The following is a 22,271-nucleotide window of genomic DNA, read 5'->3' as shown; positions in this document are numbered from 1 at the left end:
CGGGTGTGCGGCTCGGGTGCCGCCGAATCCGCTGGACGATCACCAGCCGGAGGCGGTGTAGACCACGGAATTGATCTTCGGGTCGCCCCACGCCAACTCGCTCAGCAGGCTGAAGGCACCCGCTTCGGGGTCGATCAGATCGATGCCGCGGCGCGCGTACTCCCGACTCAGCTCGTCGCTGACCATCCCGCCGTGCCCGGCACCAGGTGCCCACGGCCCCCAGTGCACGGTCAGACAGCGGTTGCCGGTGCTGGCCGCCCAGCGGGCGCCGATCGCGTCGACCGCGTCGTTCGCCGCGGCGTAGTCGCTCTGACCTCGATTGCCGTATGCCGCGGCGATGCTGCCGAACAGCACCACGAACCGAGGTGGCGAGTTCAGCTCGTCCAGGCCGCCCAGTACCGAACGGGCACCGTCGACCTTGGTGCCGAACACCCGGGCGAACGACTGTGGGTCCTTCTGCGCGATCAGCTTGTCCTCGATCACGCCGGCCGCGTAGACCACGCCGTCGACCCGACCGTGCGTACGCTCGACGTCCAGCAGTAGGCGGCGGATCGCCGACGCGTCCCGCACGTCGAGGGCGTGGTAGCGCACCTCGCTGCCCAGGTCCCGCAGTTCGGCGAGGGTCGTCCCGACCTCACGGGCGGCCAGGATCGCCTGCGCGGTGTGTTCGATCTGCGCCGGTGACCGCAGACCCCGGCCGGCGAGCGCGGCACGCAACGACGCCTTGTCCCGGGCCGACACCAGGTCCGGATCCTCCGGCCCGGTCGGCAGCGGTGTGCGGCCGACCAGCTCGATCCGGCAGCGGCTCGCCATGGCCACCGCGCGGGCGAACCAGGGCGTGATCCCGCGAGCCCCGCCGACCAGCACCACCACCGAATCCCGGTCGAGGCCGATCGCGGCGGCCTCGGAGGCGCCGTCACCGGCCGGCCCGGCACCGCTGGTCGCCACCGCGCCCAGCGCCACCGGGGTGAGGGAGACAGTCGTCCGCTCGGTCTCGCGCCGCACGACGGCCGGGGTCTCCCCGGGGACCAGCAGCTCGTCGATCAGGTGTCGGGCGATCTGCTGCGGTTCGGCGGCACCGTCCACCTGGACGTACCTGGCCGCCACCTGTGGGTACTCCCTGGAAATGGTACGGAACAGGCCGGCCAGGCCGTCGCTACGTTCGGTGCCGCCGACCGGTCCTGCCGCGAGCAGCCAGCGGGGACCGGCGGCGAGCGCCTGCTTGAGGAACGGGAAGACGTCGGGCAGCAGGGGTGCTCCGGCGCCGTCCAGACCGTCCAGCAGGATCAGCCCGTCGAAGCCGGCGAGCTGGTCGGCCTGCCTCTCGTCCAGCACACCCGTCTGCCCGGCCGCGCCCTGCTTCTGGAGCAGTTCGGCGAGGTACGGCAGCGCCGGGCTGGCGCCGGTGATGAGGAAACGCGTTCCGGCGAGCACGTCGGCCGGCTGCCCGGCCGGTGGGGCGCCGGTGTCCGCGCCGGAAGGTCCCGCGACCACCGTCGCCAGGGGCAGCAGCCGCTTCGGTGTGATCCCGGCCGGACCGCTGGCGGTGGCCGACACGGTGGGGACCGGCGCGGGTGCGATGGCCGGGCTCATGGTGGCCAGGGCCGAGGGCGCTCCGGCGGGTGGTGCCACCATCGGTGTGGGTGCGGTGAGGGCCAGCGCGCCGTTACTCGGCGACGGCGCCGGGGCGGTCACCTCCTGCGTCTTCTGGTTGAGCCAGTCGACCATGGTGCGTACGGTGCGGGCCTTGACGAGGTCTTCGAGTTCGGCTTCGTCGCCGTCGACGGCGAGGCCGAGTCGTGCGGCGACCTCGCCGGCGACCTCGGCGCGTTTGATGGAGTCGATGCTGAGGTCGGCTTCGAGGTCCAGGTCGAGTTCGATCAGGTCCACCGGGTAGCCGGTGCGTTCGCTGATCACGTCGAGGATCGCGCTCTGGAAGTCGGGACGGGTCATCACGGCAGTGCCGGTCGTGACGACAGTGGTGGAGTGCGCCACCCCGTTCGCCGGGCCGAGTACGGAGGTCGCGTGGATCACGGTCGTACCCGTCGTCGACCGGATCTTCTGGTTGAGCCAGTCGACCATGGTGCGTACGGTGCGGGCCTTGACGAGGTCTTCGAGTTCGGCTTCGTCGCCGTCGACGGCGAGGCCGAGTCGTGCGGCGACCTCGCCGGCGACTTCGGCGCGTTTGATGGAGTCGATGCTGAGGTCGGCTTCGAGGTCGAGGTCGAGTTCGATGAGGTCCACCGGGTAGCCGGTGCGTTCGCTGATCACGTCGAGGATCGCGGTCTGGAAATCAGGACCGGACGAGGTGACCGCCACAGCGGCCACCTCGACCCCGCCCGTCGGTGCGGCCGGGGGAGCGGCCACCACCACCGCCGTCGTCGTCGCGACCGCGTCGACCTCGGTCCCGTGACCCGGCAGCACCACCGGCGGGTACGCCTGCGAGGGCTGCCACACGAGTCGCCCACCCGCGCCGTCGCCGAAGTACGCGAGCATCACGTCCCGCTGCGAGGCGATCATGTCCCGGCTGGTGCGGAGGAACTCGCTCAGCAACTCGTCGCGGCCGTCCCGACCACTGAAGGCGGTTCCGTTCGAAGCGGTCATCGACAACTCCTTGATCCGTCGTGGGGGCGTCATTCCGCCGGGCAGGCTGTTCCCGGACTGATCTCGTACGAGCTGGCCGTCCACGGTCCAGAACGGACGCTGGCCCGTCTTGACCGCCCCGACGTCCGCCGTGTCGCGGCCCTGGAACAACCAGCCGGTCCAAACCGGGACGCCGGCACAGGCCAGTTGCGCGACAGTGACGAGGAAGCCGCGCAGCCCCTCGTCGGGACGGGGCTCGGTGGCGACCGCGAGGTGCGGCCGGTCGCCGAGGATGGCCCGGACCAGCTTGGTGAGGACCTGACCGGGGCCGGTCTCCACGAAGGTCCGAGCGCCGCTGGCGTACATCGCCTCGATCTGTTCGACGAAACGCACGGGCGCGCCGATCTGCGCGGCGAGCCGTTCACGTACCCGGTCGGCGTCCCCGTCGTACGGGGCTGCCGTGTGGTTCGACCAGACCTGGATGGCCGGCTCCCGTACCGTGCTGGACGCCAGCGCCTCGGCGAAACGTGTGGTGCCGCCGGCCACCACCGGGCTGTGGAACGCGCACGCGACGGAGAGCTGACGGGCCGACAGCCCGCCCTCGCGCAGCGCCGCCACCGCCGACCCGACCGCGGGAGTCGGGCCGGAGATCACGACCTGCGTCGGGGTGTTCCGGTTGGCCAGCACGATGTCGCCAGCCAGCCCCGATGCGGTGAGCACCTGGCTCACCTGCTCGGCGGTGCCGGTGACCGCCGCCATGGTGCCCGGGTCGTCGCCGGTGGCGGTCAGGATCGCCTCGGCCCGTTGCCGGCTCAGCGCGAGCAGGGTCTCGGGGTCGAACGCGTCGGCTACGCAGAGCGCGACGAGCTCCCCGTAGCTGTGTCCGCCGGTCAGGTCGGGCCGGACGCCCAGCCGACGTAGCAGGTGGTCGACCGCGAGGCCGCCGATGCCCAGGACGGGTTGGGCGACCCGAGTGTCGCGTACCCGGTCCTCCTGCTCGCGGGCCGTCTCCGGGTCGAACGCCGACGGCGGGAAGAGGAGGTCCGCCCACTCGGCGCCGAGGCGCAGGTAGTGCCGCAGCTCGGGGAACGCGACGAACAGTTCGGCGAGCGCACCCGGCCGCTGGCTGCCCTGACCGGGGAAGAGGAAGGCCACCTTGCCCGGCTCCGGGTCGTTCGGCGGTTGGACCAGCCCGCGTGCCGGGTCGTGCTCGCCGGCGACGGCCCGGCCCAACAGCTCGGCGAGTTCGTTCCGGTTACGGGCGACGATGGCAATCTGGACCGCGCCGGCCCGGTGGTCGGCCTCGTCGGACAGCGACGCGGCCAGGTCCCGCAACGACCACGGTCGGCCCAGCTCGTCGCGGTTCGACAGCATCTCCTGCAGCCGGCGTACCCGCAGCTGTGCCGCGGGCCGATCGGCGCCGCGGAAGCAGAACAGCTCCGCCGGCCAGGACTGCCGGGTGTGCCGTGGCTCGGGGCTGTTCGCATACGCGCCGAGCACGGTGTGGAAATTCGTCCCGCCGAACCCGAACGCGCTCACCCCGGCCAGCCGCTCGGCCGCCGGCGCGATCCACGGGCGAACGCCGGTGTAGAACGCGAAGGGACTGCGGGCCGGATTCCACGCGGGGTTGGGGCGGGTCAGGTGGATCGTGGGTGGCTTGACTCCGGTGTAGAGCGCGAGGCTCGCCTTGATCACGCCGGCCAGGCCGGCCGCGCACTTGGTGTGCCCGATCTGCGACTTCACCGAGCCCAGCGTGCAACTACCGGGCTCCGCGCCGGCCTCGTCGAAGAACCGGGTCAGGGTCTCCAATTCGGTACGGTCGCCCACCACCGTGCCGGTGCCGTGCGCCTCGACCAGACCGACCTGTCGGGGCGAGACCCCGGTGCGATGGTAGGCCCGGTCGAGGGCGCGTCGCTGCCCGCTCGCCCTCGGGGCGGTGAGCCCGAGCGCACGTCCGTCGCTGGAGCTTCCGATGCCCTTGATCACGGCGTAGATCCGGTCGCCGTCGCGCTCGGCGTCGGCCAACCGCTTCAGTACGACGCACGCCACCCCCTCGCCGAGGGCGATACCGTCGCCGGTGCTGTCGAACGTGCGGCACCGGCCGGTGGGGGAGAGGGCGTGCGCGGAGGTGAACATCAGGTAGTCGTTGATGCCGTTGTGCAGGTCGGCGCCGCCGCAGATCATCAGGTCGCTGCTGCCGGCGCTGAGCTCCTTGCAGGCGGCGTCCATCGCGGCGAGCGACGAGGCGCAGGCGGCGTCGATGGTGTAGTTGGGACCGCCGAGGTCGAGACGGTTGGCGATCCGGCCGGCGATGACGTTGGCCAACACGCCGGGGAAGCTGTCCTCGGTGACCGTGGGGAGTTGGTCCTCCAACTCGGGCGGCACGTCCCCGAGGTAGGCCGGGAGCATGGTCCGCAGCGTCTGGGCGTGACCCATGTCGCTGCCGGCCTCGGCCCCGAACACCACCCCGGTCGAACGGTGGTCCGCGCCGGCCGCGTCGTACGGATATCCGGCGTCGACGAGCGCCCGATGCGCCACCTCGAGCGCGAGCAACTGGGTCGGGTCGATGCTGCTCAGCGCCGCCGGGGGTATCCCGTACCGGATCGCGTCGAACGGGACCGGCTCGATGAACCCACCCCACCGGGAGACGCTGATCCGACCGGCCTGACCCGGCTCCACCTCGGGCGCGTAGTACGTGTCGACGTCCCACCGGTCGGCAGGCACCTCGGTGACCGCGTCGGTGCCGCTGAGTACGGTCTGCCAGAAACTGTGCAGGTCGGGGGAGCCGGGCAGCACGCAGGACATGCCGACGATGGCGATGTCCAGCGGCGCGACCGGCTCGTCCACCGGCGCGGTCGGCGGGACGAGTTCGGCGCGCAGCGCGGCGGTCCGTACCGCGAGGAACTCCTGTGCCTCGGTGGTGACCTGCGCGTGCAGCTCCGCGACCGTGGTCGGTGCGTGGCGCAGCACCGCGACCTGGCCGGCCATGAACATCCCCTCGACGGCCTGCACCGCCTCGTCGACCTCCACCAGGCCGTCGCTCTCCCGGCGTACGCCCTTGCTGGCGATCCGCAGCCGACCGACGTTCAACAGCTCCAGGTGCTCCCAGACCTGGCGGTTCTCCACCCCGGCCGACTCCAGCTCCTCCCGTACGCTGTGGAAGTCATCCACGAACGGGCTGGGCAGGCAGCGGGTCGCGTGCCCGGGGGCGGTCTCCAGCAGCGACGTGCTGGTGGCGGCGATGGCCGTACGGTGGAACAGGGGCTGGATGGCGCCCTCCTGCACCGCTTCGCTGGTGAAGAGGTAGGCGGTCCCCATCAGCAGCCCGATCTGCGCCCCCCGGCCGGTCAGCGGGGCCGCCATCGCGGCGACCATCGCCGCCGACCGGGCGTCGTGGATGCCGCCCGCGAACAGCAGTTGCAGCCGCCCGGCTTCGTCCGGCGTCTCCGCCAGGAACTCCTCGAGCACCAGCAGCTGCGCCTCCCACAGGGGAAAGCTGGCCCGTGGCCCCACATGCCCGCCGCACTCCGCGCCCTCGAAGACGAACTTGCGCGCGCCCGCCCGCAGGAACTGCCGCAGCAACCCCGGTGACGGTACGTGCAGGAAGGTGTTGATCCCGTCCTGCTCCAACGCCGTGGCCTGGGACGGACGGCCGCCCGCGATGATCGCGCACGCGGGTCTGATCTCCCGGATCGCCTCAAGTTGTGCCGCACGCAGCTCGTCGGGCGCGAAGCCGAGCACCCCGACGCCCCAGGGCCGCTCGCCCAGTCGATCGGCGGTCTCCCGGAGCACCCGGCGGGACTGTTCCGCGCCGGCCAACGCGAGCGCGACGAAGGGCAGCGCGCCGTCGGCGGCGACCGCGGCCGCGAACGGGGCCTCGTCGCTGACCCTGGTCATCGGGCCCTGTACCACCGGTATCCGGACGTTGAGGGCGTCGGCGAGAGCGGCGCCCGGCGCCAGGGCGTCCCCGGCAGACGATTCGGCGAGCGCTTCGAGAAGGTGGGCACGGATTCCGCGTACGGCGGCGGCGGTGTCGGGCCAGCGCCGGGCGAAGACGGCGGCGAGCCAACCGTCCTGGCCGATCGGCAGCAGTTGTGAGGCGCTGTCGTGCGGACCGCCCCGGCGGATCCCGCGTACTCCGTCGACCAGGACCGTCTCGGATCCGTCCAGCCGACGGATCGCGCCCCGCGCGTCCGCCGGGAGCTCCGATTCCGGCATGAGGGTGAGCTGGCTGTCCAGGACGACGCCGGCCGCGCCGCCGATGACACAGGCGACGGCGGTGCGGGGGCCGATGCCGCCGGCGACCCAGATCGGCAGGTCGATGTCGTCGGCAGCGGCCAGTTGCTGGAGCAGGACGAACGAGCTGAGCTCGCTGACTGTGCCGCCACCCTCCATGCCGCGCGCGATGAGCCCGTGCGCTCCGGCGGCGGCGGCGTACCGGGCGTCGTCGAGGCTGGTCACCTCGACGAGCACTCGGTACCTGTCGACCACGTCGGCCAGTGGCCAGGGCGTATCCGGCGGTAGGACCAGGAGATCGACCCGGCCGTGGCCCGCCCGCTCCACGTCGGCCGGCGTGGCGGTGCAGCCGGCCGGTACGCGTACGCCGATCGGTCCGCTCGACCCGGCGGCGGCCTGGGCCAGGGCGGTGAGTGTCCAGCTGTCGCCGGAGGCGAGGTCCAGGACGCCGTGACCGCCGCCGTGGCGGGCGGCGGTCACGATCCCGGGACTGGGTTCGAGGGGGCTACCGACGCTGATCACGATTACGAGATCGCGCGTGTTCGGTGCAGGACTCATCGGACTCCCACTTCATTGGGCGCCCGGGTCTCGAGCGCGACCGAATGAATCAGATGATCAACCGAGGTTGCCGCCCGCAGCTTATTGTCGCCTATCGATCTCGGGCTCCGATTAAGTTAGGCCAGCTTAGTTACGGCTCAGTTAACTTTCCCAAAATAGCCCGCTGGCCTGCGGTTCTTCCGATCGCATCGATGAGACGCGGGACATCTTCCGTCCGCCAAGCCGTGACGGCCTGACCTCGGTTGGGCGGCCGGCGGCTTCGCTCCGGCTGCGAGGCGCGGTGTTAACTATCGACGTACTTTGAATTCAGAAGTGTTACTAGCCCGGCAGAGAAAGTGATGTCTATCACTATCGTCTTGCAGATCCGGCTTATAAAAGCACTCTTATCTGGTCGGTTTGGTGGGGCCGGAACCATTCCTATCTCCTGAGTATGGAATTGGTCCCGGTCGGCCCTCGCTTAATGTTCGTAATGCCTATCGGAGAGGGGGAGAATCAACCGGCAAAATGCCATGTCATCGAGCGGGGCAACCCGCTCGTCGCTCAACCGACCACCGCCGGGGAGGCCCCGGTCAGCCGCACCGGGTCGCGCCGGTTCGAGCCGGGCGCGGCGTGCTTCGCGAGCCCTCCACGGCGGTGGCTCCACGCCACCCCTCCGTACGTCCGTTCCTCGACACCCGCGGGGTCGACGGGTCGCCACGCCCGCGTGCCCGGCGGCACCGCCGGATGCCCGCCGGCCAACCCGGACCGGCAGGACCTCGCCCACGGGCCGCCCACCCGCCCGTCCAACCCGAGCGGTCCGCTTCCCCTTCCACCTGCCCCCAACGAACTGGTGGTCCCTCATGCGCAAGATTCTCCTGCTGGCCCTGGTCGGTCTCGGCGCCCAACTGGTCGACGGCAGTCTCGGCATGGCCTACGGCGTGACCTCGACGACCCTGCTGCTCGCCGTCGGCGTCCATGCCGCCGCCGCCTCCGCCACCGTGCACCTCGCCGAGATCGGCACGACCCTCGCCTCGGGTGCCGCCCACTGGCGATTCGGCAACGTCGACGCGAAGGTCGTCGCGCGGATCGGCATTCCGGGGGCGGTCGGCGCCTTCGCCGGCGCGACCTTCCTGTCCAGCCTCTCCACCGATGCGGCGGCACCGATCATGTCGCTGATCCTGCTCACCCTCGGTAGCTACCTCCTGGTCCGCTTCACCACCTTCGGGTTGGCGAAGGGCAACATGGGCAAGCCGCTGCGCAAGCGATTCCTCGGTCCACTGGGCCTGCTCGCCGGCTTCGTCGACGCCACCGGTGGCGGCGGCTGGGGACCCATCGGCACCCCGGCGATCCTGGCCAGCGGCAGGCTCGAACCACGCAAGGTCATTGGGTCGATCGACACCAGTGAGTTCCTGGTCGCCGTCGCGGCGAGCCTCGGCTTCCTCGTCGGTATCGGTGCGGAGAACATCAACGTCGGCTGGGTCATCGCGCTGCTCGTCGGCGGGGTGGTCGCCGCGCCGGTGGCGGCCTGGCTCGTACGCCTGGTCCCGCCCCGGGTGCTCGGCTCGGCGGTCGGCGGCATGATCGTGCTGACCAACAGCCGAACCCTGCTCCGCAGTGACTGGTTCGATGCCTCGGCCACCCTGCGTTATGGCTGCTACGCGGTCGTCTGCGCGATCTGGGCGGCCGCCGTGACGTACTCGATCCGTCAACACCGGAGGGAGCAGCACCAAATCGTCCCGATCGGTAACAGCTGACCGGCCCCGATCCAGGTGACCAACAATGCCGGCACCTCCCGGCCGTGGTCCGAGAGGTGCCGGCGGGCGACCGCGCAGCGCCGCTGGGCTAAGTTGTCGGGTTGCGGCGCGCCGCCTTCGACGCCGACGGTTCGGCGGGCTCGGGCGCCTCGTCGGCCGCGCCGCGACGCCGGACCTGGCGGTCACCCCCGCGGCGACCCGCACGGGCGGAGGTCGCAAGCCGGTCGGCGAGCGCGATGACGAGACCGCGGAGGTCATCCGGTTGCTCGATGACAAATGGCCTGTCGAGTGACGCGAGCACCGGAGGCAACCAGTCGAGGCGCTCCGCCCACAGCTCGACGCGGAGCCAGCGCTCGGTCTCCGGATCTGCGTCTTGCCCGGCCGGCGGCTCCTGCACGCTGGCGACGCTGGCGGGAAGTCGGGCGCGGATCTGCTCGACCGTCCCCTGGATCCACAGTGTCACCTGATGCTGGTACGGAGCCTTGGCGAGCCCGGAGAGGACGCGCTGCGCCGGATCGAGTCCGGCGGGCGGCTCGAACGCGCCGGGCAGGGTCCTCGCGTCTGCGATGCGATCCAACCGGAACGTCCGGTCTTCGCCGATCTCGGGATCCACGCCCGTGACGTACCACCGGCCCGAATGGGCGACGAGCCCGTATGGGTGCAGCGTGCGTTCGCTGTGCCGCCCGTCGGCGGCGGTGTACCTGATCGAGACCGGCCGGCGGTGGTGCACGGCATCGGCGAGAGTGAGCAGGAGCCCGGCCTCCGGGACGGCGAACTCGCCGGGCGGCGCCGTGAAGGTGAGGGATTCGAGCACCGTGTCGAGCCGGTGGGCGAGCCGCTCGGGCAGTACCCGCCGGATCTTCGCCGCCGCCGTCGGCGCACGGACTACGCCGAGGAAGGCAGGGCGTCGAGGCGGGCGCGGACCGACCCGCTCCATGGATGGTCGAGGTCGGTGAGGATGCTCAGGGCCTGCTGCCACACCGCCCGCGCGGCGCCCGCGTCGCCCGCGGCGAGGTGGGTGTCGCCGAGGTGAGTGAGGGTGTCCGCCTCGTGGGCGCGGTAGCCGAGTTCTCGGAACAGTCCGAGGGCCTGCCGGTAACAGTCGACGGCCCGACCGTGCTGGCCGAGGTGGTGTCGGGCGTGGCCGAGGCTGTCCCAGGTGGCGGCCGTACCGCCGCGGTCGCCCACCCGCCGCAGGAGGCTGAGCGCGTGTTCGCAGTATTCGACGGCCGTGGCGTGGTCGCCGAGCAGCGTGTGGCACCAGCCGACAGCGTTGAGCGCGAACGCCTCCCCGCGTTCGTGCCCGGCCGTGCGGTAGAGCAGGACGGCGCGGCGGGCGTGCTCCAGGGCGCTGGGCAAGTCCTTCCGGTGCTCGTGCAGGTAGGCGAAGAGGCGGTGGATGAACGCCTGCCCGGCCGTGTCGTCGCTGCCCACATAGAGGTCGAGGGCGCGGTGCAGGTGCTCCTGCGCGTCGTCGAGCCGCTGCAACCGCAGGTCGGTGTGGGCGAGGCTGAGGTGGGCGCCGGCACGCGCGGCCGGGACGCCGAGCCGGTCCGTGCACTCGAGCGCGGTCCGCCAGGCGACGGCGCGGTCGTACCAGTACCCACGGCGTTCCAGGTACGTGTCGAGGGCCCAGGCGAGCTGCCAGGCCTCCCGGTCGAGGCCGGACTCGGCGGCGAGGCGCAGCGTGGCGAGCAGGGCGGCGCGCTCGGCGTGGAACCACGCCGTCGCCTGGCGCGAATCCGCCAGGTGCTCCGGCGTGTCGGCGGCCGGCGGCGGGTCGAGCGGGAGCGCAATGGGGTCCCGCTGGGCGTGCACGAGCCGGTTCGCGGCGTGCGCGGCGTGCGTGTAGTGGCCGAGCAGGCGCGACCGCGCGGCCCGCCGGTCGTCGGGGGCGACCTCCTCGGCGGCGTACGCGCGCAGGAGATCGTGCAGGGCGTACCGGCCGGGCGCCGGTTCGGCGACCAGGTTGGCGCGGACCAGTTCGGCCAGCAGGCCGCGGGTGGGGGACAGCGGTTGCCCGGCGAGGCTCGCCACGGCGTGCGCGCCGACGTCCGGGCCCGGGTGCAGGCTGATCAGGTGGAACAGCCGCCGCGCGTCGGCGCTCAGCGCGGCCTCGGACCAGGAGAAGACGGCGCGTACCCGGGTGGTCGGATCGCCGGCGTCGAGGGCGTCGAGGCGGCCGTGCACGTCGGCGAGTTCGGCGGCGATCGCGGTCAGCGGGAACGCGGTCTGCTGTGCGCGGGCGCAGACGATGGCGAGGGCGAGCGGCAGCCGCGCGCAGGCGGCGATGATCTGTTGCACGGCGGCTGGCTCGGCGACCACCCGGTCGACGCCCAGGCGGCGGGCCAGCAGGAGCCGGGCCTCGTCGGGATCGAGGACGCCGACGGCGAGCGGGTGGGCGCCGTGCGCGGTCACCAGGGGAGCGAGCCGGTCGCGGCTGGTGACCACGGTGGCCGACGTGGGTGCGCCGGGCAGCAGGAGCCGGACCTGGTCGGCGTCGCGGGCGTTGTCGAGCACGACGAGGATCCGCTTGCCGGCCAGCAGGCTGCGGTAGCGCGCCGCCTGCACGTCCGGGTCGGCGGGAATCCGCTCGGGCGGTAGGCCGAGGGATTCGAGCAGGCCGCGCAGCGCGGTGGCCGGCCGGACCGGCACCCCGCCGGGGTCGAAGCCGCGCAGGTCGGCGTAGAGCTGGCCGTCGGGAAACCGGTGGGCCACCTGGTGCGCCCAGTGCACGGCCAGGGTGGTCTTGCCGACCCCGGCGGTGCCGGAGACCACCGCGATCACGCCGCCGGTCGCCACCCCGGTGGGCTCGGCCAGCAGCTTGTCGAGGCCGGCCAGGGCGTCGGTGCGCCCCACGAAGCCGCGGACGTCGGTGGGCAGCTCCGCCGGCACCGGGGCCGGCGTACCGGCGGCCGGCGCGGCCCGGGGTTGCGGGGGTGCGCCCTGCAACAGCGCCTGGTGGAGCATCTGGAGGTTCGGTTCCGGGTCGACTCCGAGCGCTTCGGCCAGCCGGGTCCGCAGTGCGGCGTACTCCCGCAACGCGTCGGCGGTGCGCCCGAGCGCGTGCTGGGCCCGCATCAGCGCGGCGGTGAGCGACTCCACGAGCGGGTGTTCCGCCGTCAGCTCGGCCAGCGGCCCGATGGTGACGGCCGGGTTGTGCGCACCCAGCTCGGCGTCCGCCCACGCCACCACGGCGTCCAGGTGCTCCCGGGTCCAGCTCTCCCGCATCCGGGCGGCCCAGTCCCCGGCGATGCCGGCCAGCGGTACGCCCTGCCGCAGCCCGATCGCCGCGCGCAGGGTGGCCAGCCGTTCCCGGTCGTCAGCGATGTCCCCGGCGCGCAGCAGCAACCGACGGAACCGGTGCAGGTCGACCAGTTCCTCGTCGATCTCCAGCAGGTACCCGCCGGAGCGGTGTACGAGCGGCGGCGGGTCGGCGTCACCGGCCGCCTCGCGCAACACCTGCCGGATCCGGGTGACGTGCGCCCGCAGGCTGCCCCGTGCGTCGGCGGGGGCGTGCTCGCCCCACACCCGGTCGACCAGCGCGGCCTGTTCGACGACCCGGCCCGCGTCGACCAGCAACGCCGCCAACACCGCCCGCTGTCGCGGTGGCCCCGGGTCGACCGGTCGTGCCCCGGCGAGGACCTGCACCGGGCCGAGCAGACGGTATCCGACCGGTTTGGCGCGCACGTTCACCACGAGACCCGCACAGCATCAGCCACCTTCGGCGTCGCAACGATTCCACAACGTACCGGCCCATCGTCGGTTGCCATTCTCTTCGTGCCCGACCGCAACGGCACCCCCGGGGGTCCGGAGGTGGTCGGTCGAGCCGAGAGGGGAGGGAGGCAGCCATGAAGATCGTCGTTCGCGCCGTGGAGTCGGTGAAGACCACGCAGTACCCCGACTCCTGATCAAGCCGGGTGGGCGGCCGTCGCTCGGCGGCGGCCGCCCACCCCGGTGAAACCATCCTCGGACCCGGAGGTTTGTCATGCGCGTCGGCCTCAAGCCCTGCGAGTGGGAGCGTGTCGGCGACGGTCTGGTCGTCGTCTGCGACCCGAGCCGCTCGGTACAGCTCGACGACCCGGACGGCCAGGTGGAACGGCTGCTCACCGTGCTGTCCAATCAGCCCGGAACGGTCGCCGAGCTATGTGCCGCCCTCGCCGCCGACGGGGTCGAGGTGAGCACCGACGACCTCAGTGGCGCCCTGGCGGCGCTCGACGGCCTTCGGTTGCTGCGGGACCTCGACCGGCACGTCGACCGCGCCCGGGTCGGCCGGGACTTCAGCAACCTCGCCTTCTTCGAGCTGTACGCGACCCTGGAGACCAGCGAGGCCGACCTGCAGCGGCGGGTGCGCGACGCCCACGTCCTGCAACTGGGCACCGGCGGGCTCGGCTCCAACGTGCTGCAGAACCTGGCCGGCCTCGGCGTCGGCCGGCTCACCCTGGTCGACGCCGACGAGGTGGAGCCGCGCAACCTCGCCCGGCAGTTCCTGTACCGGGAGGCGGACCTCGGCGCCACCAAGGTCGACCGCGCCGCCGACTGGGTGCGCGCCTTCCACTCCGGCATCACCGTCGAGGCGGTACGCCGCTGGATCGGCGGCCCCGACGACATCGCGGACCTGCTGCCCGGCGTCGACCTGGTGGTGTCCGGCGTCGACCAGGGCGAACGGATCGACAACTGGGTCAACGAGGCGTGCCTGCGCGCCGGGGTGCCCTGGATCCGGGGCGGCATGGTCGGCTCCCAGCTCATCTACTTCTCCGTCGATCCGGGCCGCAGTGCCTGCTACGAATGCCGGGTCCGCGCCTACGGCGATGGCCGGGACGTCCCGGCGTCGGTGCTGGAGCCGGCCGCCATGACCGCGCAACGGCTCAGCGCCCGCATCTCCCGCCTCAACCGGGCCAACGGGCCGTCGGCCGCGCTGGTCGGGTCCCTCGTGGCGTTCGAGGCGCTGCGCTACCTGACCGGCTACGAACCGCCGTACGCGGCGGGCGCCGAGGTGCTGGTGGACCTCTCGGCGGGCTGCCGACCCAGCCGCGAGCCGTGGCCACGCGACGCGGACTGCGCGATGTGCGCGACGGCCGGCGCCCGCACCGCCGCCACCGCGTCATGACCGACACCACGAGCACGGTACGGCTGCGCCCGCTGACGGTCGTCGAGGAGGGCACTGACGTCCTCGTCGGCGACCCGGAGCGGGGCACCTACGTCGCGATGCCCGCGGTGGGTGGCGTCGTCATCCGGGCGCTGCTGGAGGGGGCCACGCTCGCCGAGGCCGCCGAACGGGGCGAGGCGTTCGCGGGCGAGCCGGTGGACGTGGACGACTTCGTCGCCGTCCTGACCGAGCTGGGGTTCGTGGACAGCGACCAGGCGCCCGTGCCGGTGCCGACCGCCGCCGTGCAGCAACGCTCCTGGACCGGCGGCCCTCCGGCGGCACTGGTTCGGCCGCTGTTCTCCCGGGTGGCGTGGGTGGTCTACGCCGCCGCCGCGATCGGGGTGGTGGCGTGCCTCCTGGTACGCCCGGACCTCTGGCCCCGACCGGCCGATCTCCTGCTCACCGGTGACGTCGGCACCAGCCTGCTGATCATGCTGCCGGTCACGTACGCCCTGGTCGCCGTGCACGAGGCGTGGCACTGGCTGGCCGCGCGCGCCCTGGACCTGCGGACCCGCTTCGGCATCGACCGGCGGTTGTTCTTCCTGGTCTTCGAGACCGACCTGTCGCAACTGTGGAGCGTGCCGCGCCGCCAACGCTACGGCCCGCAGCTCGCCGGGCTGGCCGTCGACATGGTCCTGCTCGCGGCGCTACTGGTCGGGCAGCTCGTCCTCGGGCCGGTACGCCCGCTCCCGGCGCTGGTCTTCGTCCTGGTGGCCAGCACGCTCTGGCAGTGCATGATCTTCCTGCGCACCGACCTGTACGCCGTCCTGGTCACCGCGATCGGCTGCCGTGACCTGTGGCGGGTCAAGTCCCTGCTGCTGCGGCGGGCCTTCGGCCGGCTCGACGAGCGGCAGCGCGCCGAGCTGGACCGGGCCGACCCGCACGACGTGCGGGTGGGCACCTGGTTCCGCTGGGTCTGGCTCGCCGGGTGCCTGCTCGCCGCCGGCTACTTCGTGCTGTTCTACCTGCCGCTGCTGCGCTACGTCGCCACCTGGGCGGCCGACGGGTTCGCCGCCGGGGTGGGCAGCGCGAGGCTGTGGTGGGGTCTGGTGACGGCCCTGCTGGTCTACGCGCCGATCGTGGCGACGCTGGTGCTGGCCGTCCGGGCGGTACGCACCCGAGCGGGTCGGTGAACCGACCGACAGCTCCGGTCAGGGCGACGACCGCCCGGGTCGTCGCCGTCAGACGCCCTGGAGCCGAGCGGACGACGGGCGCAGGTACACGAACCAGGTGATGACGAAGCAGATCGCGTAGAAGGCGATGAAGGCGATGTAGGCCGCATCCGCGGTCTGGTAGGTCAGGAACGACTGCCGGAAGGCAAGATTGACGAGGACTCCGCCGAACGCGCCGATGGCACCGGCGACGCCGATGAGCGCGCCGGAGAGGCGCCGCGCCTCGTGCTCCGCCACCCGGTCGTGCGGGTCGGCCGCGCCGGCGGCGGTCAACTGCACACCGCACCTGGCCCGGAAGATCGCCGGGATCATCTTGTACGTCGAGCCGTTGCCGACGCCGCTGAACACGAAGAGTGCGATGAAACCGACCAGGTACAACGGCAGCGAGTGTCGCTGGGAGGCGAGCAGGACGATCGACGCGCCGACCGCCATCGCCACGAAGTTCACGAAGGTGACCCGGGCCCCGCCGAGCCGGTCGGCCAGGACACCGCCCACGGGACGGATGAGCGAGCCGAGCAGCGGTCCGAGGAACGTCAGGTACGCGGCCTTCACCGGGGTGTCGAAGGTGTCGGCGAACTGCACCTGAAGCACCTGGCCGAAGGCGAACCCGAAGCCGATGAACGACCCGAACGTGCCGATGTAGAGCAGGGACATGATCCAGGTGTGCGGTTCGCGGGTGACGTCGCGCATGGCCCGTTTCTCGTTGCGGGCATGGCTGAGGTTGTCCATGAACATCGCGGATCCGAGTGCGGCCAGCACGATCGCCGGAAGGTAGATGCCGGCGACGATGCCGGGACTGCCCGCCCCCAGAACCGCCAGCACGAACAGGCCGACGAGTTGGACCGCGGCGACGCCGAGGTTGCCGCCGCCGGCGTTGATGCCGAGCGCCCAGCCCTTGAGCCGGTCCGGGTAGAACGCGTTGATGTTCGCCATCGAGCTGGCGAAGTTCCCGCCGCCGACGCCGGCCAGCGCGGCGATGAGCAGCAGCGTCGAGTACGAGACGCCGGGCTGGATCAGGAGAGCGCCGAGCAGGCTCGGGATCAGCAGCAGCGACGCGCTGATGATCGTCCAGTTGCGGCCGCCGAACCGGGCCACGGCAAGGGTGTACGGGATCCGCAGCACCGACCCGACCAGCGCGGGCACGGCGGTGAGCAGGAATTTCCCGGCCGGGTCGATGCCGTACTGCGGCCCAAGGAAGAGCACCAGCACCGACCACATGGTCCAGATGGAGAAGCCGATGTGTTCCGAGTAGATGGAGAAGATCAGGTTGCGTCGGGCGATGCGGGATCCCCGGCGCTCCCAGAAGACGGGATCCTCGGGCCGCCAGTCGTCGATCCAGTGTCCGCGAAGGGTCAGGCTGCGCCGGTCCTGCTCGATGCTGCCGGGAACGGTCGTGGTCATGGTTCCTCCCGGTGAAGGTCGTCGGTCGGCTCGACACCCTGGTCGATCGGTCGCTCAGGTGGGCGGCAGGCCCACCACCAGGCGTCCGTCGGGGTCGGCACGGACCGGGTACACGGTGAGTGGGGACTGCCCGGTGGTCGAACAGCCGGTCGCCAGGTCGAAGGTGTTCTGGTGCAGAGGGCAGACGACGACCTTCGTATCCACCAGGCCGTCCGCGAGCGGTCCGCCGGCGTGCGGGCAGACCGCCGACACCGCTCGGAGGCTGCCGTCACGCAGCCGGAAGACGGCGATCATGTCGGCCCCCACGGCGTAGGCGCGCCCCTCCCCGTGGGGGATCTCGTCCACCGGCCCGAGCCGGTGTTCCACGGCGACGAGCTTGGCCATCACGCCCGCCTCGCGGATGCCGGACCGGCGCCGTTGACCGGCACCTCGGGCAGGACCGTCAATGGCAGGGAGGTACGGAACTGCCCGGGAGTGACCGGGTCGCGCCGCTCCAGCCACGGGTCGCGGTAGGCGGCCACGGCGGCGTCCATGGTCGCGTCGAGCCGCGCCGCGATGCCGTCGCTGTCGTCGACGACCACGGCCCGGATGTGGTCGATGCCGAGCCGGGGAACCCACGCGTACGTGCGTTCCAACCAGTTCGCGCTCTCCCGGTAGTACTGCAGGAAGCGGCCGGTCAGCGTGATGACCTCGGCGGGCGAGTCGACGACGGCGAGCAGGTCACCCTTGCGTACGTGGGCGCCGGCGGCCCCGCCGACGTAGATCTCCCACCGGCCGCCGTCGATGGCGACAACACCAAGATCTTTGACGTACGCCTCGGCGCAGTTACGGGGGCAGCCGGTGACGGCGAGCTTCATCTTGCCGGGGCCCTCGATGCCCTTGAACCGGTCCTCGATCGCGATGCCGAGAGCGGTGGAGTCGCCGACGCCGAAGCGGCAGAAGTCCGAGCCGACGCAGGTCTTCACCGTCCGGAAGCTCTTGCCGTAGGCGTACCCGGACGGCATGTCGAGGTCCGCCCACACCCCCGGCAGGTCCTCCTTGCGGATGCCGAGCAGGTCGAGGCGCTGGCCGCCGGTGATCTTGACCAGGGGTACGGAGTACTTCTCGGCCACCTCGGCGATCCGCTTGAGCTGCGCCGGGGTGGTCACGCCGCCCTTGATCTGGGGGACGACCGAGAAGGTCCCGTCTCGCTGGATGTTGGCGTGGACCCGGTCGTTGATGAAGCGGGCGTCGCGTTCGTCGACGTACTCGTCGCCCCACATCATCTTCAACAGCGAGGCCAGGCCCATCTTGCTCTTCGCGTCCTCCGCGCCGCCGGGCACGAGGGTGGCGAACACCGCGGAGACGGATTTCAGGCCGTGTTCGCGGATCACCGCCATCAGCTCCGCCTTGGGCATCGGCACACCGGGGACATACCAGCTCGCGGCCGGGTCGTCCTCGACCTTGCCGTCAGCGGCCCACTCGACGATCTGGGCGACCAGGCCCTTGCACGACCCGCAGCCCTTGCCGGCACGGGTGGCGTCCATGACACCGGTGAGCGTCTTCACGCCGCCCTGCACGGTGTCGACCAGCGCCCGCTTGGTGACGCCGTTGCAGTTGCACACCTGCACGTCGTCGCCGAGCTCCGCGGCACTCACGTCGGCCGATGGTGCGCCGAGGTCGAACAACATCTCGACCCGCTCCTTCGGCAGGGCGAGCCCACGGTCGAAGGCCTGCACGAGGAACGCGACCTTCCGCACGTCGCCGAGGAGAGTCGCGCCGACAAGCCGGTCGTCGCGGATGATGATGCTCTTGTAGACGCCCTTGCGCGGCTCGGCGAAGACGACCGTCTCGTCGTCGTCCCGTTCCGCCTCCTTCAGGCCCATCGACGCGACGTCCACCCCCGCCACCTTGAGCTTCGTGGCCAGTCGAGAGCCGTGGTACGCCGCGTGCGGGTTCGCTCCGGTGATGTGGTCGGCGAGCACCCGAGCCTGCTCCCACAGCGGAGCCACCAGGCCGTACGTCTCGCCGCGGTGCTGGGCGCACTCGCCGACCGAGTAGATGTCGACCTCGTCCTGGACGCGCATCTGGTCGTCCACCACGATGCCCCGCTCCACCGGCAGCCCGCTGGTCGCGGCCACCTCGGCGTTCGCCCGGATGCCGGCGGCCACGACGACGACGTCGCAGGCGATGGTCCGGCCATCCTTGAGTTTGACCCCGGTCACGGCGTGCTTGCCGAGCACCTCGGTGGTGTGCGCGCCGAGGACGACCTCGATGCCGAGTCGCTCGATGCTGCGCCGCAGGATCGCGCCCGCCTGGGCGTCCAACTGGGCGTTCATCAGATGGTCGCCGGCGTGCACCAGGGTCACGTGGGGCAGGTGGTTCTGCAGGCCGCGCGCGGCCTCCAGACCGAGCAGACCGCCGCCGATCAGCACCGCGCGCTCGTGCTCGCGGGCGTACCGGATCATGTTGCGGGTGTCGTCGATGGTGCGGAACGCGAACACGCCCTGGTGGTAGCCGCGTCCAGGGCGGTGGATGCCGGGAATCGGCGGGACGAACGCCCGGCTGCCGGTGGCGATGATCAGCTTGTCGTACGGCGTCTCGGTGCCGTCGTCCGCGTAGATCCGTCGGGCGAAGCGGTCGATGCGGGTGACCCGGGTGCCGGCGTGCAGGGTGATGCCGTTCTCGGCGTACCAGGAGAAGTCGTTGAGGAAGATGCCCGCCTCGTCGTCGGCCCCGGCGAGCACGTTGGAGAGCATGATGCGGTTGTAGTTGCCGTACGGCTCCTCGCCGAACATCGTGATGGCGAACTGATCGCCCCCGCCGCGTTCGAGGATCTCCTCGACCGTGCGGGCGCCGGCCATCCCGTTGCCCACCACGACGAGGCGTCGGCGCTGGTCGACGACGTCCATCAGACCTCGACCAGACCCAGGTCGACGATCACGGTGCCGGACACCCCGGCGGGCGCCGCCACGTGTACCTCGATACTGGTGCCGGAGTCGAGGTCCTCGACCACCCGCAGGGGCACGTGGACGTCGGACTTGGCGCCGATCGGGAAGTACCGCATCGGCTGGCCGTCGCGCATGAGCAGGACACAGATCAGCTCAGCACTGGCATTGCCGCCGCGGAAGTAGACCGGCTGGGCCACGACGCCGCCCGGCACCACGTAGCTGAGCGTGCCGTCGACGAGGCCGGGCCGGTCGAGACCCTTGCCCTCAAAGCTGTAGACGCCTTGCAGGAAACGGGGAGTGGTGTGCACAGCAATGCTCCCTTGATCATTGAGACGCTGGGTTGGGCGGTCGGGTGGTCAGCAGGTCGGTGTCGTCCGGGCCGCCCGCGCGCACGATCGACACCGCGCAGGCCTTGAAGGCCGGCATCCGCGAATGGCGGTCCAGCGCCGGGTCGGTCAGCGCGTTCACGGCGGAGCTGCCGCCCCAGTGGAACGGTGCGAAAATGGTGTCGCGGCGGATGCCGTTGGTGAGGCGCGCCCGGAAGAAGGCCCGCCCGCGCCGGCTGCGCAGTTCCACCACGTCGTTGTCGGCGATGCCGTGCCGGCGGGCGAGGTCCGGGTGCAGCTCCGCCCGGGCGTCGGGCAGCGCCATGGTCAGCGCACCGACCCGGCGGGTCTGGTTGCCGCTCTGGTACTGCTGCATGTTGCGGCCGGTGGTCAGCACATACGGGTAGTCGGCATCGGGCAGTTCCGCCGGATCGCGGTGCTCCACCCGGAAGAACTTCGCCCGCCCATCGGCGGTTGGGAACCGGTCGGTGAACAGCCGCGGCGTACCCGGGTGGTCCTCGCTCGGGCATGGCCAGAAGACCCCCTGCTCAGCCTCGATGCGTTCGTAGGTGATTCCGGCGTAGTCGGCTGTCCCGCCGGCGCTGGCTCGGCGCAACTCGTCGAAGACGCGGCGCGGATCGTCGTCGAAGTAGCGGCCGCGGCCGAGCCGGCCAGCGAGGTCGGCGAGCACCCGCAGATCAGTGCGGACCTGCGGCGGCGGTGACATGACCCGCTTACGGCGGATGACGCGCCCCTCGAGATTCGTCATCGTGCCGTCCTCCTCCGCCCACTGTGTCGTGGGCAGCACCACGTCGGCCATGGCTGCGGTCTCGGAGAGGAAGATGTCGGAGACGACGAGCAGGTCCAGCGCCCGCAGCCGGTCCATCACCCGGTTGGCGTGTGGCGCCGACACGGCGATGTTGCTGGCGAACACGAGCAGCACACGTACTCCGTCGTCGGTCCCGAGCCGGTCGAGCATCTCCCAGGCCGACCGGCCCGGCCGGGGCAGCTCGTCCGGGTCGATGCCCCAGACGGCCGCGACGTGCGCGCGCGCCGCAGGGTCGTCCAGGCGCCGGTAGCCGGGCAGTTGGTCGGCCTTCTGCCCATGCTCACGCCCACCCTGCCCGTTGCCCTGCCCGGTGATCGTGCCGTAGCCGGAAAAAGGCCGTCCGGGCAGTCCCAGGGCGAGGGCCAGATTGAGGTACGCCTGCGCCGTGTCAGTGCCGTTGCTGTGCTGCTCGGCGCCACGGGCGGTGAGCACCATCGCCGACGTGGCGGCCGCCAGCAGCCGTACCGTCTCCCGCAGGTCCCGTTCCGGTACCCCGGTCATCCGCTCCACCCGGTCCGGCCAGTACGCCGCGACGGTGGCCCGGACCGCGTCGAAGCCGCTCGTGCGGTCGCGCACGTACGTCTCGTCGACCAGGCCCTCGCGAATCGCGACGTGCAGCAGCCCATTCGCCAGTGCGAGGTCCGTGCCCGGCAGTGGCTGCAGGTGGAGATGAGCGCCGCCCGCGGTGGTCGTACGGCGGGGGTCGACGACGATGTGCCGGGCGCCGGCGGCCCGTCCGGCGTCGAAGTACTGCATCGACGGCGGCAGCGCGTCGGCCGGATTGGCGCCGACCAACAGCACAGCCTGCGCCTGGGCGATGTCGGCCAGCGGGAACGGCAGGCCACGGTCGATCCCGAGGGATCGGTTCGAAGCGGTCGCCGCGGACGACATGCAGAACCGGCCGTTGTAGTCGATCGACGCCGACCGCAGCGCCACCCGGACGAACTTGCCCAGCGCGTACGCCTTCTCGTTGGTCAGCCCGCCGCCACCGAAGGCCCCGACGCTGTCCGGGCCGTACCGGTGCTGGCCGGCGCGGATGGCGTCGACGATACGGTCGAGGGCCTCGTCCCAGTCTGCCGGTCGCAACGGGCTGGTGCGATCGCCGGGATCCTTGCGGACGAGCGGGCTCAGCAGCCGGTCGCCGTGGTCGAGAAGCTCGGCGGCCGTCCATCCCTTGGCGCACAGCCCGCCCCTGTTGACCGGGAATTCGGTGGGCGCCAGCTGAGGCGGACCGTCGCCGATCGTCAGCGATACCCCGCACTGCATGGCGCAGTAGGGGCAGTGCGTATCGATCATGGACGATGCGCTCACCCGTCCGATGCTTGCCCGGCACTGTTTCCGATCCATGCCGAGG

The 22,271-nt window shown here is 71.8% G+C and carries 11 protein-coding genes; 3 read left to right on the top strand and 8 right to left on the bottom strand.

Annotated features, from left to right (window positions below):
* Positions 1–39: 39 nt before the first annotated feature.
* Positions 40–7,299, bottom strand: a complete 7,260-nt coding sequence (locus ACQP03_RS21700) for an SDR family NAD(P)-dependent oxidoreductase (RefSeq protein ID WP_433458170.1) — start codon at positions 7,297–7,299, stop codon at positions 40–42.
* A 917-nt stretch (positions 7,300–8,216) separates the two neighbouring features.
* Between ACQP03_RS21700 and ACQP03_RS21695 the strand changes: the two genes are divergently transcribed.
* Positions 8,217–9,110: a sulfite exporter TauE/SafE family protein gene (locus ACQP03_RS21695; RefSeq protein WP_357174053.1), complete on the top strand. Its 894-nt coding sequence runs from the start codon at positions 8,217–8,219 to the stop codon at positions 9,108–9,110.
* A gap of 88 nt (positions 9,111–9,198) precedes the next feature.
* On the opposite strand, the gene ACQP03_RS21690 is transcribed toward ACQP03_RS21695, so the two are convergent.
* Entirely contained in the window at positions 9,199–10,047 is an 849-nt protein-coding gene (locus ACQP03_RS21690; protein WP_433458167.1) for a helix-turn-helix transcriptional regulator, read from the bottom strand.
* Positions 9,996–12,800 (bottom strand): tetratricopeptide repeat protein, encoded by a 2,805-nt coding sequence (locus ACQP03_RS21685; protein ID WP_433458165.1) that lies wholly within the window; start codon positions 12,798–12,800, stop codon positions 9,996–9,998. The genes ACQP03_RS21690 and ACQP03_RS21685 overlap by 52 nt, the downstream gene beginning before the upstream one ends.
* A 298-nt stretch (positions 12,801–13,098) precedes the next feature.
* Between ACQP03_RS21685 and ACQP03_RS21680 the strand changes: the two genes are divergently transcribed.
* Positions 13,099–14,220: a HesA/MoeB/ThiF family protein gene (locus ACQP03_RS21680; RefSeq protein WP_433458163.1), complete on the top strand. Its 1,122-nt coding sequence runs from the start codon at positions 13,099–13,101 to the stop codon at positions 14,218–14,220.
* Positions 14,217–15,392 carry a hypothetical protein gene (locus ACQP03_RS21675; RefSeq protein WP_357134565.1) on the top strand — a complete coding sequence of 392 codons (1,176 nt, stop codon included), beginning with the start codon at positions 14,217–14,219 and terminating at the stop codon, positions 15,390–15,392. Before ACQP03_RS21680 ends, ACQP03_RS21675 begins: the two co-directional genes overlap by 4 nt.
* 48 nt (positions 15,393–15,440) lie before the next feature.
* On the opposite strand, the gene ACQP03_RS21670 is transcribed toward ACQP03_RS21675, so the two are convergent.
* From ACQP03_RS21670 to ACQP03_RS21650, 5 genes are read right to left on the bottom strand one after another with little or no spacing between them, the layout of a single operon-like run.
* Complete coding sequence (locus ACQP03_RS21670; RefSeq protein ID WP_363661375.1) at positions 15,441–16,832, bottom strand: nitrate/nitrite transporter; 1,392 nt, start codon at positions 16,830–16,832, stop codon at positions 15,441–15,443.
* Between the two features lie 54 nt (positions 16,833–16,886).
* Positions 16,887–17,216: a Rieske (2Fe-2S) protein gene (locus tag ACQP03_RS21665; RefSeq protein ID WP_357392420.1), complete on the bottom strand. Its 330-nt coding sequence runs from the start codon at positions 17,214–17,216 to the stop codon at positions 16,887–16,889.
* On the bottom strand, positions 17,216–19,723 hold the full coding sequence (gene nirB / locus ACQP03_RS21660) for a nitrite reductase large subunit NirB (protein WP_433458160.1): 2,508 nt from the start codon (positions 19,721–19,723) through the stop codon (positions 17,216–17,218). The genes ACQP03_RS21665 and nirB overlap by 1 nt, the downstream gene beginning before the upstream one ends.
* The gene (locus ACQP03_RS21655) at positions 19,723–20,070 is read right to left on the bottom strand and encodes a molybdopterin oxidoreductase (RefSeq protein WP_357134558.1); all 348 of its coding nucleotides are present in this window, start codon (positions 20,068–20,070) and stop codon (positions 19,723–19,725) included. The genes nirB and ACQP03_RS21655 overlap by 1 nt, the downstream gene beginning before the upstream one ends.
* 16 nt (positions 20,071–20,086) lie before the next feature.
* Complete coding sequence (locus ACQP03_RS21650; RefSeq protein WP_363661380.1) at positions 20,087–22,213, bottom strand: molybdopterin oxidoreductase family protein; 2,127 nt, start codon at positions 22,211–22,213, stop codon at positions 20,087–20,089.
* Positions 22,214–22,271 lie beyond the last annotated feature (58 nt).

It is taken from the genome of Micromonospora sp. CA-248212 (assembly GCF_050948405.1).
Lineage (GTDB): Bacteria > Actinomycetota > Actinomycetes > Mycobacteriales > Micromonosporaceae > Micromonospora.
Note: the sequence above shows the minus strand (reverse complement) of the source record. Positions and strands in the feature narration are given on the sequence as shown.

Coding starts and splice junctions, on each gene's coding strand:
- ACQP03_RS21695 (WP_357174053.1), top strand. CDS start 8,217: ATGCGCAAGATTCTCCTGCTGGCCCTGGTCGGTCTCGGCGCCCAACTG.
- ACQP03_RS21690 (WP_433458167.1), bottom strand. CDS start 10,047: ATGGAGCGGGTCGGTCCGCGCCCGCCTCGACGCCCTGCCTTCCTCGGC.
- ACQP03_RS21680 (WP_433458163.1), top strand. CDS start 13,099: ATGCGCGTCGGCCTCAAGCCCTGCGAGTGGGAGCGTGTCGGCGACGGT.
- ACQP03_RS21675 (WP_357134565.1), top strand. CDS start 14,217: ATGACCGACACCACGAGCACGGTACGGCTGCGCCCGCTGACGGTCGTC.
- ACQP03_RS21670 (WP_363661375.1), bottom strand. CDS start 16,832: ATGACCACGACCGTTCCCGGCAGCATCGAGCAGGACCGGCGCAGCCTG.
- ACQP03_RS21665 (WP_357392420.1), bottom strand. CDS start 17,216: ATGGCCAAGCTCGTCGCCGTGGAACACCGGCTCGGGCCGGTGGACGAG.
- nirB (WP_433458160.1), bottom strand. CDS start 19,723: ATGGACGTCGTCGACCAGCGCCGACGCCTCGTCGTGGTGGGCAACGGG.
- ACQP03_RS21650 (WP_363661380.1), bottom strand. CDS start 22,213: ATGATCGATACGCACTGCCCCTACTGCGCCATGCAGTGCGGGGTATCG.